Here is a 15,478-nt window from a genome sequence, read left to right as displayed (position 1 = left end):
AGTGACCGGATCAGAAAACCGGATCGACGGTGGAGGACGCACACGATGACGATGGATTTCAACAGTCCGGACTTCGGCACCCGGACGCCGGCACCGAAATCCGGTCCGCCCTCGGTGTGGAAGCAGTCGGCCGTGTTGGTGGGCGGCTTCGCGATCCTGCTCTACGTGATCGAGATCGTGGATGTCATCTCCGGTCAGAATGTCCAGAACGCCGGCGTCACCCCGCGCACGCTCGACGGCCTGTGGGGAATCCTGTTCGCCCCGGTGCTGCACGACGACTGGGGTCATCTGATCGCCAACACCATTCCGGTGCTGATCCTCGGATACCTCGTGCTGGTGTCGGGAATTGCGCGGGGACTCGCGGCGACCGGCATCATCTGGGTGATCGGCGGCGTCGGGACCTGGTTGTTCGCCGGCTCGAACTCGAATCACGTCGGTGCGTCCGTGCTGATCTTCGGCTGGGTCACCTACCTGCTGGTGCGCGGGTTCTTCACGCGGAGCTTCACACAGATCCTGATCGGCGTTGCCGTCTTCGTCGTGTACGGCGGAGTGCTGTGGGGCGTTCTGCCGAGCGATCCACGGGTTTCCTGGCAAGGGCATCTGTTCGGAGCGATCGGCGGCGTGGTTGCCGCCTGGGCGTTGACGTCGGGGGAGAGGGCCAAGCGCGCCGGGTCGGCGCCGGCCGTTCGACCACCGAGTTTCTGAACGGACGTGGGTCACACCCTCACTGCGGTGTGACTTCGACGCGCCAAAACCACCAAGAGCTTTTTCCCAGACGGGTAGACGTGGCAGCATGACCGGTATGCGCATGACCGTCCTGGGGTGTTCCGGCAGCGTCACGGGTCCGGATTCACCGGCTTCGGGATACCTGCTCACGGCACCGGGAACTCCGCCGCTCGTGATCGACTTCGGCCCGGGAGTTCTTGGGGCGTTGCAGCGATACGCCGATCCGGGCGAGGTGACGATCCTGCTTTCGCACCTTCATGCGGACCACTGTCTCGACATGCCCGGCCTGCTCGTCTGGCGTCGCTATCACCCCAACCCGCCGGTCGGCCGAGCTCTGGTTTACGGCCCCACCGACACTGCCTGCCGCATCGGAGTGTCCTCCGCCGAGTGTGCCGGCGAGATGGACGACATCTCCGACACCATCGACGTCCGACTCTGGGCCGAAAACGAGCCGGTGACGTTCGGAGAACTGAGCGTCGTCGCGCGTCGGATGAATCACCCGCCCGAGGCTTACGGTTTCCGGATCACCGGCGCCGACGGCCGCGTGCTCGTCTATACCGGCGACACCGGCATGTGCGACAACGTCGTCGAACTCGCGCGCGATGCGGACGTGTTGCTCTCCGAAGCGTCGTGGACCGACAGTCCCGATCGCCCCGAGGGGGTTCATCTCTCCGGCAAGGAAGCCGGCCGAGTGGCCGCGCTCGCCGGCGTCAAGGAACTTCTCCTCACGCACATCCCGCCGTGGACATCGCGTGAAGACGTGATCGCCGAAGCGAAATCCGAATTCTCCGGACCGGTCCATGCCGTCTCCGCCGGAAGTGTCTACGACATCTGATTCCCCTCACATTCGGTGCAGCGCTCACCGGGCGACCGCTAGGCTCACGAAGGTGACTACACGAGAAGACGGTAGGGCGGACGACGAGCTCCGCACGGTCAAGATCACCCGCGGGTTCACCAGTCACCCGGCCGGATCCGTTCTGGTCGAGTTCGGGAACACTCGCGTCATGTGCACCGCCAGCGTCGAAGAGGGTGTACCCCGCTGGCGCAAGGGTTCCGGTTTGGGTTGGCTGACAGCCGAATACGCGATGCTTCCCGCCGCGACGCACACACGTAGTGGCCGCGAATCGGTCAAGGGCAAGGTTGGCGGCCGCACTCAGGAGATCAGTCGACTCATCGGCCGATCACTTCGAGCGTGCATCGACCTCGCGGCAATCGGCGAGAACACCATCGCCCTCGACTGCGACGTCCTCCAAGCCGACGGCGGCACTCGCACCGCGGCAGTGACGGGGGCATACGTGGCCCTGGTCGACGCCGTGACGTACCTGCGCGCAGCCGACCTGCTCTCCGACCCACAGCCCATCTCGTGTGGCATAGCGGCCGTCAGCGTCGGCGTCGTGGACGGACGAGTGCGTCTCGACCTTCCGTACGAAGAGGATTCGCGTGCTGAGGTCGACATGAATGTCGTGGCCACCGATACCGGCACGCTGGTGGAAATTCAGGGAACCGGTGAGGGCGCCACCTTCCCACGCTCGACGCTGGACAAGCTGCTCGACTCCGCTCTGGCTGGTTGTGAGCAACTTTTCGAGATCCAGCGTCAAGCGTTGGCCGAGCCGTATCCCGGGGTGCTACCCGAACCGAAGAATCCGGAACCCAAGAAGAAGTTCGGTGCCTGAGCTGTGAGCGTACGAGTACTGGTTGCCAGCCGAAATGCCAAGAAACTGAAGGAACTTCACCGGGTGCTCGACGCCGCCGGAGTGAGCGGAATCGAACTGGTCGGGCTCGACGAGGTCCCGCCGTTCCCCGAAGCCCCCGAGACCGGAGCGACGTTCGAGGAGAATGCGCTCGCCAAAGCGCGTGACGGAGCAGCTGCAACCGGAATGCCCTGCATCGCAGACGATTCCGGTGTCGAGATCGACGCACTCAACGGTATGCCCGGCGTGCTGTCCGCGCGATGGTCGGGCACTCACGGAAACGACGGCGCCAACACGGCTCTGGTCCTGGCTCAGCTGGGAGACGTGCCAGACGAGCGTCGAGGCGCGGCGTTCGTCTCCGCCTGTGCACTGGTGATCCCCGGCGGCGACGAGACCGTCGTGCGCGGCGAATGGCGCGGGGTGATCGGCCGCGAACCAGCCGGCGACGGCGGCTTCGGATACGACCCCATCTTCCGTCCGGACGGCGACACCCGCTCGGCCGCAGAACTCACCCCGGCCGAGAAGGATGCGGCGTCACATCGAGGGCGCGCGCTCGTACAGCTCGTTCCCGCGCTGGCGGCACTGGCCGGCTGAACCGAATCCGAAAAGTGGAGCCCTGAACGCGTCTGCGTTCAGGGCTCCACTTTTTGAAACTCTCAGAGCTGGTAAGCCTGCTTCACCTGGGCAGTTCGCTTGTGCTCGAACACGAACGACAGGAACGGGATCGTGCCGGCGAGCGCGGTGGCAACCGTCGTACCGGGCTTCCACCGAGCCTTGATCGCCAAGTCGATCGTGAACACGAGGTAGAGCATGTAGAACAGGCCGTGGATCTGGCCGATGTAGAACAACCACGAGGGTGCGTCCGCCGAATTGTCGAGAATCAGGTACTTGTAGACCATCTCACCGGTCAGGAACAGCAGCCAGAGGCCGGTGATCCAGGCGAGAACGCGGTATCGGACCAGCGCCGACGCAACCTTCTTCTGCTTTTCTGCGTTGACTGCGGGGGTAGCGATGCTCGCTTCCGAACCGGTACTCACGTCGTGCTCCTATCGGACTCGCGAGCGGCGAGCTGCGCAAGGTAGTCGTTGTATTCCAGCATTTGGCGGGCTTCAGGGTCGTCGACGTCGAGGTTCACATCGTCGAACTCGGCCCGCGGGCGTTGCGGCAAGAGGTCGGCGGGAATCTCACGCGGCTCCGCGGCGGCTTCCTCGGCTTCGGCCTCTTCGGGGTCCACGTCTTCGAGCTGAACGAACTTGCGATACGCGTACACGACAAACGCCGCGAACAGCGGCCACTGGAACGCGTACCCGAGATTCTGTCCCGAGCCTCCGACGGCTTCGAAGCGCTCCCACTGCCACCAGCCGAGCGCGAGGCAGCCGGCAGCTGACACGATGACCAGCAGAATCAGCGCAGGTCGGCGTTTAGTAGCGTTCTTGGACACACTAAGACGGTACCTGAGAGCTATAGTGCCTCGCCCTGCGATCTCCGACACGGTGTCGTAGGAGCCGTGCCACGGCGTGTCGTAGAGGCCGTGCCACGGCGTGTCGTAGAAGCCGCTCCACAGCACCTGTGCGCTATGCCCATCCTCACCCGCAACGCCAGGGCACTGAACACATTCTCCCGGCTGTGCTGCATCGATAACCTCGGCGCGTATCCGAAAGCAGGGGAGTGTTTCATGCACATCAGAGTGATTCGCCCGGTCATCGACACCACACTGACTCCGGCGGTGACAGACGAGGTGGAGCACTGGGCGGCGCCCGGCACGACGGTCGACGTCGTTTCGCTGCCTACCGGTACGGCGAGCATCGAGTCCGAGTACGACGAGGCACTTGCCGGCCCCGGGATCGTGCAGCGGGTCGAGGAAGCGGCAGTCGACGGCGTCGACGGTGTGTTCATCACGTGTTTCGCCGATCCCGGAGTGCATGCCGCCCGAGAGGTCATCGACGCTCCGGTGGTCGGCGGCTTCGAGCCGTCATTTCTGACAGCGATGAGTCTGGGCGATCGCGTCGGTGTCGTGACCATCCTGCCGAATGTCGTGCCGATGCTCCGATCGCTCACTCGGCGGTATGGGCTGGACAATCGGCTGGGCAGTATTCGAGTCGTGGACATGCCGGTGCTGGGCCTCACTGATCGGGAGGAACTGATCGATCGACTGGCCGCTCAGGCGTCTGCGGCAGTGGAGAACGGCGAGGCCGACACCGTCGTTCTCGGTTGCACCGGGATGCTCGGTGTGACCAGTGCGGTCCGAGACAGGCTGCATGGCAAAGGGATTCACGTTCCGGTTGTGGATCCGACGGCCTCGGCGATCACCTGGTTGGAGAGCTCGGTCCGTCTGGGGCTGACACCGAGTCGGACGACGTACATGACTCCACCGGTCAAGGATCGAAAGCGCTGACCTTGCTCACGAGAACCGAAAAAGCCCCGCCGGATCAGATCCGGCGGGGCTCTTCGTTGTGCGCGAGGGGGGACTTGAACCCCCACGTCCTGAGACACTGGAACCTAAATCCAGCGCGTCTGCCAATTCCGCCACTCGCGCGCGGAATTCAAAGGATACGCGAGTGGAATCGCTCGCGGGCACACCACCCTGGTCGGGATGCGCCCGCCCGCTCTCAGGCCGTTTCGGCGAGTGGATCCGCTGCGGGCGGCATGGTGGATTTCTTCGACCGGCGAGGTTGCTCGGCCGTGCGTTGATACCGCCACGCAGCGTGGGTGAGCGTTTGAACATCGACATCGAGATGTTCGGCAACCGCAACGAGCAACTCGGCTGCGTCGGTGCTCGACAACAATTCCTCACCACTGCTTGCTTCGGTGGCGAACCGTGCAAGTAGATCTATCGAAGTTACCGTCAACTTCCCGGACAGGAACACCAGCGTCTCGAAGGTCCTGGGGCCGAGCCCCGGAACGGAGACAACTGCCGAACGGAGGCTTTCGGTGTCCTCGACGTCGGCACTGGACCTGCAACCGGATTCGACGAGCGCCTTGGCCGCGCGAGCCGCACCCTCGGCTTTGGTGAAGTAGTTGCCCGGCACGCGCTGGCGATTGCCGAGAATCGTTGCGAGCTCGTCGCCACGGTCGGTGAAGGCGGCGAGAGCGGGCAAGCTGTCGAGGCGATCGTCGGCGGCTACCGAGCGGTGTGTGCGCCAACGGTCGACGACGGCGCGGACTCCGGTCTTCGGTGTTCCATAGGCGGCGCGCGACGAGAAGATCGCATCGAGAAGGGCGGCTTCGGACTCGCGCGGCCATCCCTGATTCCAATGCGGCCACGCCTCGCGCGGAAGCTCGGCGCCGATGAATTCGGCCGCTCTGACTACGTCTGTGTCTTTCATGATTTCTCCCCCCGAGAAGTTGTCCGGTGTGGACGCGCTGAACGTAGCGAGGGAGTCCGACAGATTGTGGCCCGGAACGCACGGGATCGACCGTCCGTCAAGGAGGTCACGAATTGGTAACAATAAATATGAGGGGTTCCTCAGGTTTCTGAAAATCCCGGTAACAGTCCCAGGCAGGGCGTTCGCGACCTACTCGCGAGTCACTTTCTCGAAGTCTCGTGAGGAAGATCACGGCCCCGAAAGTCCAGATTTCCAGGGTGCCGACAAACGTGAGGAAATCCTCATGATTCTGTGTAAACCTTGTCTTGCACGAACGCCCTGACTCCGTCGATTCTCTCGACGAATTCGCGAGCACTTCAGCCGGGCAGCACACCGCAAATCCCACCTCGCCGCAGAGGTGACCAGGAGAGGACGTACGCGTGACGATCGATGACACGACACCTACAGGAAACGGACGCGACTCGAAGGGTGGACGCCGTTTCGGCGTCGATGGGGGACAGTCCCGCACGACCAGCAAAGGTGCCCTCGTCGATTCGCTGAACAACGGCGTTTCCTACGCAATCGCTTTCGGTGGACAGGGCGCTCCCTGGCTCACCTCGCTCGAGGAGCTCAGCCGTGACAACGGCCTGGAGCCCGTTCTGACCGATCTGGTCAATGACGCAGCCGCACGCCTCGCGCCCGTCGCACAGGATCTCCTCGTGGTTCGCCCGGTCGGATTCGATCCGATCGCGTGGATGCTCGAAGCCGAGATCGTCGACGAAGAAGAAGGTGAGAAGTCGGCCGGGCCTTCCGCTGCCGCGCTCACCGCAGCTCCGGTGTCACTCCCCGGCGTCTTCCTCACGCAGCTTGCGGCGTTGCGTGCACTCTCCGCTCAGGGTCTGGATGTAGCCGGTAACCCGCCGGCTGCCGTCATCGGCCACTCGCAGGGCCTTCTGGCCACGGCTGCCGTAGCCGCGCAGGGCAACGACGACGGTGAACTCCTCGCCGTCGCACAGCTCGTCGGTGCTGCTGCCAGCTTGGTCGGCCGTCGCCGCGGCGTCATCGCCGGCGCCTCCGCGAAGCCGATGGTTGCGGTCTCGGGCGTCGATCCCGAGCGTCTCGCCGCCGTCGTCGCCGAGCTTGCCGAGGGTGTGGCGCCTGAGCGCGCGGCTGTCCTCGCCATCCGCAACGGCCGTCGCCGCGTCGTTCTCGCCGGGCCGCCCGCTCAGCTGGCACGCGTGCAAGAGCGTTGTGAACAGATCGAAGCCGAGGAAGCCCGCGAGCGTGAGGGTAAGAAGCGTGGCGGTTCCGTCTTCGCGCCGTCCTTCGATCCGCTCGACACCGAAATCGGCTTCCATCACCCCGCATTGACCGAGGCCGTCGAACTCGTCGGCAGCTGGGCGACCCGTTGCGGTCTCGACGCGGACCGTGCGCGCGAACTTGCGCAGGGTGTCCTCGTCGATCCGGTCGACTGGGTCGAGGCTGTCGACGGCGCAATCTCCGCCGGCGCCAAGTGGATTCTCGATCTCGGACCCAGCGATCAGCTGACCCGTATGACGTCCTCTTCGCTGCGTGGACAGGGCATCGGCATCATTGCCGCAGCCACCCGCGGCGGACACCGCAATCTGCTCACACCCGGTGCAGCACCTGAGGTCTCACGTTCGTGGTCCGAGTTCGCGCCGAAGCCCGTTGCGCTTCCCGGCGGCCGTATCGGCGTCGAGACCGCGTTCACGAAGCTGACCGGTCGTTCACCCATCCTGCTCGCAGGTATGACGCCGACGACGGTCGACGCCAAGATCGTTGCCGCGGCAGCCAATGCCGGTCACTGGGCCGAGCTTGCCGGTGGCGGGCAGGTCACCGAAGAAATCTTCGAAGACCGTGTCGCAGAGCTGAAGATGCTGCTCGAGCCGGGCCGCGCGGTCCAGTTCAACTCCCTGTTCCTCGACCCGTACCTGTGGAAGCTGCAACTCGGTGGCAAGCGCCTCGTGCAGCGTGCCCGTACCGCCGGTGCTCCCATCGACGGCGTCATCGTCACCGCCGGTATCCCGGAACTCGAAGAGGCTGTTGCTCTCATCGACGAGTTGTCCGAGATCGGCATCACCAACATTGCATTCAAGCCCGGCACCGTGGCGCAGATCCGCTCCGTGATCCGCATCGCCAACGAGGTTCCGAACTTCCCGGTCATCGTCCACATCGAAGGCGGCCGCGCCGGCGGACACCACTCGTGGGAAGACCTCGACGACCTGCTCCTCGACACGTACGCCGAGCTGCGTACACGCCCGAACCTGGTCATCTGCGTCGGTGGCGGCATCGGAACACCCGAGCGCGCAGCCGATTACCTGACCGGTCGCTGGTCTGCCGCAGCCGGTTTCCCGGCCATGCCCGTCGACGGCATCCTGGTCGGCACCGCAGCCATGGCGACTCTCGAGGCCACCACCTCTCCCGAGGTCAAGCAGCTCCTCGTCGACACACCCGGTACGCCGGACTGGGTCGGTGCAGGTACCGCTGAAGGCGGAATGGCCTCCGGCCGTAGCCAGCTCGGTGCCGACATCCACGAGATCGACAACGCGGCTTCGCGTACCGGTCGCCTCCTCGACGAGGTTGCCGGCGATTCCGAGGCAGTGGCCGAGCGCCGCGACGAGATCATCGCCGCCCTCGACGTCACCGCCAAGCCGTACTTCGGCGACGTCGAGACCATGACGTACGCACAGTGGCTGCGCCGCTACCTCGAGCTGACCGTCGGCATCGACGCGGCGAAGGAATTCGACTGCGGCGCCGATCTTCAGGACGCCATCGTCGAGGCGACGTCGAGCCCGTGGCTCGACATCACCTGGCGTGCTCGCTTCGGCGAGATGCTCCAGCGCACCGAGGCGCGTCTGCACCCGGTCGACCGCGGCCCGATCCCCACGCTGTTCGCTGACGCCGAGACCCTCGAGCGCCCCGAGGCTGCAATCTGCGCACTGCAGGCGTCGTACCCGGACTACTCGACCACCGTTCTGCATCCCGCAGACGTCTCGTTCTTCATCTCGTTGTGCAAGACGCCGGGCAAGCCGGTCAACTTCGTTCCCGTCGTCGACGGTGACGTGCGTCGTTGGTGGCGCAGCGACTCCCTGTGGCAGGCACACGACCCCCGCTACACCGCCGATCAGGTTTGCGTCATCCCCGGCACCGTTGCCGTCGCTGGCATCACCCGTGTCGACGAGCCGGTCGGTGACCTGCTCGATCGCTTCGAGAAGGCGACCTACGACGAATTGGTTGCTGCCGGAACCACTCCGGTTGCACTCGCGAGCCGTCGCCACCAGGATTCCGCACCCGGACTTCTCGACGCCGTTCTCTCGGCTCCTGACCTCCAGTGGGCCGGCCGCCTGACCCAGAACCCCGTCCGTCGTCTCGGCGACCTCGACGAGTGGAGTGCAGAGTCTGCCGACAAGGCAGTTCACGGCACCACCGGTTCCAGTCTGACCGTCGTCGATTCCTCGCACGTGCTGCTTTCGGTTCCGTTGGTGGCAGGCAAGTCGGTCGACATCACGATCACGATCCCCGAGTCCGTCGTCGACGGCGGCGCTCCGGTTGTCACCGAAGCCGATGCCGAAGGTGCGATGTCCGCGCTCCTGGCAGTTGCTGCCGGACAGGAACTTCCGACAGTCAAGAACGGCAAGGCTCGCCTCAACGTCGCGTGGGTTCCCGATCGCATCGCCGATCACGCCGGTGTCACCGGTTCCGGTCTGCCCGCCACGCTCAGTGTCAGCGGCAAGGCTGTTCCGGACGTCGTCGTCGGAGCATGCTGGCCTGCAGTGTTCGCAGTCCTCGGCGCAGCCAAGCTCGATAGTCTTTCCGTTATCGAAGGCATGCTCGACCTGGTCCACCTCGACCACACCGTCGACTTCGTCGGTGAGCTTCCCTCCGAGACAAGCATTCTCGTGGTCAATGCCGAGGTCGCCTCGGTTCTCGACACCGACCTCGGTCGTGTCGTCGAGGTCAAGGTCGAGGTCGGTGCCATGCTCGGCGAGGGCCTCGACGCCCCCGCAGTCGTCACCATGACCGAGCGTTTCGCGATCCGCGGACGCACCGGTGCAGGCGAACTCGCCGACCCGGCTCGCGCCGGTGGATCGATCAGCGATGCGGCTGTCGACACCTCGCGTCGTCGTCGCCGTGACGCGAAGATCCTCGCTCCGGTCAGCATGGGCGCCTTCGCTCAGGTTTCCGGTGACCACAACCCGATTCACACCTCCGACAACGCCGCTCTGCTGGCCGGCCTCGGAACCCCGATCGTGCACGGCATGTGGCTCTCCGCCGCAGCGCAGCAGGTAGTCACCGCAGTCGACCCGGCCGAGACCCGCGTCCCGCCGCGCCGCCTGACCGCCTGGACAGCTCGCTTCCTCGGGATGGTTCGACCCGGCGCCGAGATCGACGTCCGTGTCGATCGTGTCGGCATCGACCAGGGCGCAGAAATCGTCGAGGTCGGCTGCCGCATCGACGGCGAACTGGTCATGGTCGCCACCGGCCGCACTGCCGCACCGAAGACCGTCTACGCCTTCCCCGGCCAGGGCATTCAGCGCCCGGGCATGGGCCTCGACGCTCGCGCACGCTCCAAGGCCGCCCGCGACGTCTGGGAGCGCGCGGACAAGCACACTCGTAAGGCGCTCGGATTCTCGATTCTCGCTGTCGTGCGAGACAACCCGGTGACCGTCAAGGCCCGTGGTGTCGAGCACAGGCATCCCGACGGTGTCCTGCACCTGACCCAGTTCACCCAGGTGGCCATGGCCGTTCTCGGTGTTGCCCAGGTTGCCGAGCTGCGCGAGTCTGGAACCTTCATCGAGGATTCGCTTCTGGCCGGTCACTCTGTCGGTGAGTACAACGCACTCGCCGCTGTCGCCGAGGTCTTCCCGCTCGAAGCGCTTCTCGAGGTCGTCTTCCAGCGTGGCTCGGCCATGCATCAGCTCGTTCCCCGCGACGAAGCCGGACGCTCCGACTACCGCATGGCCGCTATCCGCCCGTCGCAGATCGGTGTTTCCGACGACGACGTGCAGGGCTTCGTCGCCGGTGTCGCCGAGACCTCCGGTGAGTTCCTCGAAATCGTCAACCTGAACCTGCGCGGCAGCCAGTACGCCATTGCCGGTTCGGTAGCCGGTCTCGACGCACTCGAGGTCGAAATCGATCGTCGCCGAGCAGAATTCGGTGGCAAGCGGGCATACATCCAGGTTCCCGGCATCGACGTGCCGTTCCACTCCACCGTCCTTCGCGGTGGCGTGGCGGACTTCCGCGTGTGCCTGCAGGACTTGCTCCCGCACGACATCGACCCGGACATCCTGATCGGCCGCTACATCCCGAACCTGGTTCCGAAGCCGTTCTCGCTGCGTCGTGACTTCGTTCAGGAAATCGCCGACTTGGTGCCGTCCGAGCCGCTGCAGGAAGTCCTCGCAGACTTCGACAGCTACGCAACGCGCACTCACGAGTTGTCCCGCATCATCCTGATCGAGCTGCTGGCTTGGCAGTTCGCCAGCCCGGTCCGTTGGATCGAGACGCAGGACCTGCTCTTCGGTGACGAGTCCGAAGGAGGGCTCGGGGTCGAACGCTTCGTCGAGATCGGTCTCGGCGCTGCCCCGACCGTCGCGAACCTCGCGTCGCAGACCCTCAAGCTGCCGGGCCGCTTCGGCTACCCGGTCGAGGTTCTCAACGTCGAGCGCGAAGCTGCGATCGTCTACGGCACCGACGTCGACCCCGCTGTCGATGACGACGACGAGATCGAAGCGCCTGCCGCGCAGGCTGCTCCGGCCGCCGCGGCCGCTGCTCCGGTTGCCGCTGCCGCGCCGGCTGCACCTTCGGGTGGACCGCGTCCGGACGACCTCACCTTCAAGGCGCCCGACGCCACGAAGGTCCTGATCAGCCTGTGGACCAAGCTCCGTCCCGATCAGGTCGGCCCCGCGGACACGATCGAGGCACTGTGCGACGGCGTTTCCTCGCGTCGCAACCAGCTTCTGGTCGACCTCGGCTCCGAGCTCTCCCTCGGTGCCATCGACGGGGCCGCAGACGCCGACATGGGCTCCCTGGGGGCAACCGTCGACAAGCTCGCCCGTACGTACAAGCCGTTCGGACCGGTGCTCTCCGATTCGATCAACGATCACCTGCGTAAGGTCTTCGGCCCCTCGGGCAAGCGTCCCGGCTACATCGCCGACCGCGTCAAGAAGGTCTGGGAACTGGGCGACGGCTGGGCACACCACGTCACCGCAGCAGTGGCTCTCGGTACTCGTGACGGCGCCAGCATCCGCGGCGGCGACCTCGGTGGCCTGAGCTCCGGCGCACTGGCCGACGCGGCAGCAGTGGACGCAGTCATCGACAGCGCAGTTGCCTCGGTCGGGTCTGCTCGTGGAGTCAGCGTCTCGTTGCCCGCTACCGGCGGCGGAAGCGGCGGAACTGTCGACGCAGCTGCTCTGGGTGAGTTCACCGAGAACATCACCGGTCGCAACGGCGTTCTGGCCTCGGCCGCACGCCTGGTACTCGAGCAGCTCGGACTGAACGAAGAAACGGCAGTCGCGACGGTCGAGGACACCGAACTTGTCGACCTGGTCTCGGCTGAACTCGGCTCCGACTGGCCGCGTCTGGTTGCTCCGGCATTCGACGCGCAGAAGGCCGTTCTGCTCGACGACCGCTGGGCAAGTGCGCGTGAGGATCTCGCTCGCATTTGGCTCGGTGACACCGCGTTGTCGGTCGAGAACTTCATCGGTGCCGGCTCCACCGTCGCCGCACAGGCGAAGTGGTGGGCCACCCGTGCAACCGACGAAGGCCGCACCGCACTCGCCGAGGTCTACACCCGCATCGCTGATGCGGCTGCTGCGGCAGAATCCGACGCACCCGAGTGGGCAGGCGAGGTCGCAGTAGTGACGGGCGCCAGCAAGGGTTCCATCGCGGCAGCGGTCACGGGCAAGCTCCTTGCCGGTGGCGCAACGGTATTCGTGACCACCTCGCGACTCGACGGTCAGCGTCTGGGCTTCTACCGCGACCTGTACCGCGAGAACGCTCGCGCCGGTGCAGCCCTCTGGGTGGTTCCCGCGAACATGGCGTCGTACACCGACGTCGACGCGCTGATCGACTGGATCGGCAACGAGGCCACCGAGAACGCAGGCGGCGCAAAGAAGCTCATCAAGCCGGCCATGACGCCGACGATGCTCTTCCCGTTCGCAGCTCCCCGTGTCGGCGGCGAACTCTCCGACGCCGGCGCTCGCGCCGAAATGGAAATGCGCGTGCTGCTCTGGTCGGTGGAGCGCCTCATCGGCGGTCTGTCGAAGATCGGTTACGACAGCGATGTCGACACGCACCTGCACGTAGTGCTGCCCGGTTCGCCGAACCGCGGAACGTTCGGCGGCGACGGTGCATACGGTGAGGCCAAGGCTTCGCTGATCGCCGTGGTCAACCGCTGGAAGGCCGAGCGCAACTGGGCCGAGCGGGTCACGTTGGCACATGCGGTCATCGGTTGGGTTCGCGGAACCGGACTCATGGGTCACAACGATCCGATCGTCGACGCAGTCGAAGCTGCGGGCGTCCGCACCTGGTCCACCCAGGAGATGGCGACCCAACTGCTGAAGACGGCAACCCGCGAGTCGCGGCGCGCTGCTGCCGAGGCCCCGCTCGAGGTCGACCTGACCGGCGGACTGTCCGAGGCCAACCTGGATCTGGGTGCTTTGGCCAAGGAAGCTGCCGAGGTTGCCGAGATCGCCGAAGCTGTCGACGAAGCAGTGGACGAGTCCAGCATCCTGGCGCTGCCCGCGCCGGCTCGCATCGACGACTCGGTCAAGGCTCCGAGCTGGCCCGAACTGGACGTCACCCCCGCGGACCTCGTGGTCATCGTGGGTGCCGGAGAGCTCGGACCCTACGGTTCCTCGCGTACCCGCTTCGAGATGGAGGTCGACGAGCAGCTCTCTGCCGCAGGCGTTCTCGAATTGGCGTGGAACACCGGACTCATCGTCTGGGAGAACGACCCCAAGCCGGGCTGGTACGACGTCGAGTCCGGTGACCTGGTACCCGAGGCGGAAATCGCCGACAAGTACCACGACGCAGTCGTCGAGCGTTGCGGCATCCGTCGCTACGTCGACGAGGGCGCGATGATCGACAACACCGCTCCGCTGCTCACCTCCGTGTTCCTGGACAAGGATCTGAGCTTCGTGGTCGGCAGTGAGGCAGAGGCTCAGGCCTTCGTCGAATCCGATCCGGAGAACACGACGGCGACGGTTTCCGCCGAGTCCGGAGACTGGACGGTCACCCGCCGCGCAGGCACCGAGATCCGCGTCCCGCGCAAGATGAAGCTGACTCGCAGTGTCGGCGGCCAGATTCCGACCAACTTCGACGTCACCAAGTGGGGCATCCCCGCCGACATGGCAGATTCGGTCGACCGCGTCGGACTCTGGAACATCGTCGCAACGGTGGACGCCTTCCTGACGGGCGGCTTCACTCCGAGCGAACTGCTCCGCTGGGTACACCCGAGCCTGGTCGCCAACACGCAGGGCACCGGCATGGGCGGCATGACCTCCATGAGGAGCCTGTACATCGACACGCTGCTCGGCGAGAACCGTCCGAACGACATCCTGCAGGAAGCGCTGCCGAACGTCATTGCAGCGCACGTCGTTCAGTCGTACGTCGGCGGTTACGGTGCGATGGTTCACCCCGTCGCCGCCTGCGCCACGGCAGCGGTATCCGTCGAAGAAGGCGTCGACAAGATCCGACTCGGCAAGGCGCAGTTGGTTGTTGCCGGCGGGTTCGACGATCTGAGCACGGAAGGCATCATCGGCTTCGGCGACATGTCGGCCACTGCCAAGACCGAGGACATGCATGCCAAGGGCATCGAGGATCGCCGCTTCTCGCGGGCCAACGATCGTCGCCGCGGCGGATTCGTCGAGTCGGCCGGTGGCGGAACGATTCTCCTCGCTCGCGGTGACCTGGCACTCGAGATGGGTCTTCCCGTCCTCGGTGTGGTCGCCTGGGCCGGATCGTTCGCCGACGGTGTCCACACCTCGATCCCGGCACCGGGACTCGGAGCACTGGGCGCCGGACGTGGGGGAGCGGATTCGCAGCTCGCACTCTCGCTCAACGCACTCGGCGTGAGCGCCGACGACATCGCCGTGATCTCCAAGCACGACACCTCCACTGCCGCCAACGATCCCAACGAGGCAGAGCTGCACGAGCGCCTCGCCGGGGCATTGGGACGCAGTGAAGGCGCGCCGATGTTCGTGGTCTCGCAGAAGAGCCTGACCGGTCACGCCAAGGGTGGTGCCGCAGCCTTCCAGCTGATCGGGCTCTGCCAGGTACTGAGCCAGGGCATCGTCCCGCCGAACCGCAGCCTCGACTGCGTCGACGACAAGATGGCCGAATTCGAGCACCTCGTGTGGGCACGTCAGCCGCTCAAGTTCGGTGAGCATCTTCCGCTGCGCGCGGGCCTGCTGACCAGCCTCGGCTTCGGTCACGTCTCCGGACTGATCGCAGTCGTGCACCCGCAGGCATTCGTCGAGTCGGTTCCGGCCGACAAGCGTGACGCCTATGTTGCTGCGGCCCAGCAGCGGACGATCGACGGTCAGCGTCGCCTCGCGAAGGCGATGTGCGGTGGCGACAGCCTCTACGAGCGCCCGGCGGATCGTCGCCTCGGTGCCGACAGAACGCCGGCCAAGGCGTCGCGTCAGCTCGAAGCGGACATGCTGCTGAGCGAGGACGCACGACTCGGCGCAGACCAGGTGTACCGCTCGAATCTGCCCGGCTGCAAGTAGTAGT

Annotated in this window: 9 protein-coding genes and 1 tRNA gene; 6 read left to right on the top strand and 4 right to left on the bottom strand. The window is 65.6% G+C overall.

Going from position 1 to position 15,478, the window contains the following annotated elements:
- Nucleotides 1-45 precede the first annotated feature (45 nt).
- The 4 genes from ACVZUB_RS19205 (at nucleotide 46) to rdgB (ending at nucleotide 3,011) form a co-directional block, all read left to right on the top strand.
- Nucleotides 46-705 carry a rhomboid family intramembrane serine protease gene (locus ACVZUB_RS19205; RefSeq protein WP_007733273.1) on the top strand — a complete coding sequence of 220 codons (660 nt, stop codon included), beginning with the start codon at nucleotides 46-48 and terminating at the stop codon, nucleotides 703-705.
- Nucleotides 706-802: 97 nt separating this feature from the next.
- On the top strand, nucleotides 803-1,561 hold the full coding sequence (locus tag ACVZUB_RS19200) for a cyclic nucleotide-degrading phosphodiesterase (protein WP_047270275.1): 759 nt from the start codon (nucleotides 803-805) through the stop codon (nucleotides 1,559-1,561).
- 52 nt (nucleotides 1,562-1,613) lie between these two features.
- On the top strand, nucleotides 1,614-2,399 hold the full coding sequence (gene rph / locus ACVZUB_RS19195) for a ribonuclease PH (protein ID WP_003945332.1): 786 nt from the start codon (nucleotides 1,614-1,616) through the stop codon (nucleotides 2,397-2,399).
- A gap of 3 nt (nucleotides 2,400-2,402) precedes the next feature.
- Nucleotides 2,403-3,011 carry an RdgB/HAM1 family non-canonical purine NTP pyrophosphatase gene (gene rdgB, locus ACVZUB_RS19190; protein ID WP_003945370.1) on the top strand — a complete coding sequence of 203 codons (609 nt, stop codon included), beginning with the start codon at nucleotides 2,403-2,405 and terminating at the stop codon, nucleotides 3,009-3,011.
- Nucleotides 3,012-3,073: 62 nt separating this feature from the next.
- Here rdgB and ACVZUB_RS19185 read toward each other — a convergent pair whose 3' ends face one another.
- Together ACVZUB_RS19185 and ACVZUB_RS19180 are read right to left on the bottom strand one after the other, a co-directional pair.
- Entirely contained in the window at nucleotides 3,074-3,454 is a 381-nt protein-coding gene (locus ACVZUB_RS19185) for a DUF3817 domain-containing protein (RefSeq protein ID WP_003945334.1), read from the bottom strand.
- The gene (locus tag ACVZUB_RS19180) at nucleotides 3,451-3,858 is read right to left on the bottom strand and encodes a hypothetical protein (protein ID WP_020970031.1); all 408 of its coding nucleotides are present in this window, start codon (nucleotides 3,856-3,858) and stop codon (nucleotides 3,451-3,453) included. The genes ACVZUB_RS19185 and ACVZUB_RS19180 overlap by 4 nt, the downstream gene beginning before the upstream one ends.
- Before the next feature lie 234 nt (nucleotides 3,859-4,092).
- Here ACVZUB_RS19180 and ACVZUB_RS19175 point away from each other — a divergent pair, with 234 nt between their 5' ends.
- Nucleotides 4,093-4,812: an aspartate/glutamate racemase family protein gene (locus tag ACVZUB_RS19175; protein ID WP_482627660.1), complete on the top strand. Its 720-nt coding sequence runs from the start codon at nucleotides 4,093-4,095 to the stop codon at nucleotides 4,810-4,812.
- A gap of 59 nt (nucleotides 4,813-4,871) precedes the next feature.
- Here ACVZUB_RS19175 and ACVZUB_RS19170 read toward each other — a convergent pair.
- Nucleotides 4,872-4,953, bottom strand: a tRNA-Leu gene (locus ACVZUB_RS19170).
- A gap of 73 nt (nucleotides 4,954-5,026) precedes the next feature.
- Nucleotides 5,027-5,743 (bottom strand): hypothetical protein, encoded by a 717-nt coding sequence (locus ACVZUB_RS19165; RefSeq protein ID WP_042925794.1) that lies wholly within the window; start codon nucleotides 5,741-5,743, stop codon nucleotides 5,027-5,029.
- 419 nt (nucleotides 5,744-6,162) lie between these two features.
- On the opposite strand from ACVZUB_RS19165, the gene ACVZUB_RS19160 reads away from it, so the two are divergent.
- Nucleotides 6,163-15,474 carry a fatty acid synthase subunit beta domain-containing protein gene (locus tag ACVZUB_RS19160; protein ID WP_482627659.1) on the top strand — a complete coding sequence of 3,104 codons (9,312 nt, stop codon included), beginning with the start codon at nucleotides 6,163-6,165 and terminating at the stop codon, nucleotides 15,472-15,474.
- The last annotated feature ends 4 nt before the right edge of the window (nucleotides 15,475-15,478 follow it).

Source organism: Rhodococcus sp. OS5 (assembly GCF_056837585.1).
This window is presented reverse-complemented; position numbering and strand designations above follow the sequence as displayed.

Coding starts and splice junctions, on each gene's coding strand:
- ACVZUB_RS19205 (WP_007733273.1), top strand. CDS start 46: ATGACGATGGATTTCAACAGTCCGGACTTCGGCACCCGGACGCCGGCA.
- ACVZUB_RS19165 (WP_042925794.1), bottom strand. CDS start 5,743: ATGAAAGACACAGACGTAGTCAGAGCGGCCGAATTCATCGGCGCCGAG.
- ACVZUB_RS19200 (WP_047270275.1), top strand. CDS start 803: ATGCGCATGACCGTCCTGGGGTGTTCCGGCAGCGTCACGGGTCCGGAT.
- ACVZUB_RS19175 (WP_482627660.1), top strand. CDS start 4,093: ATGCACATCAGAGTGATTCGCCCGGTCATCGACACCACACTGACTCCG.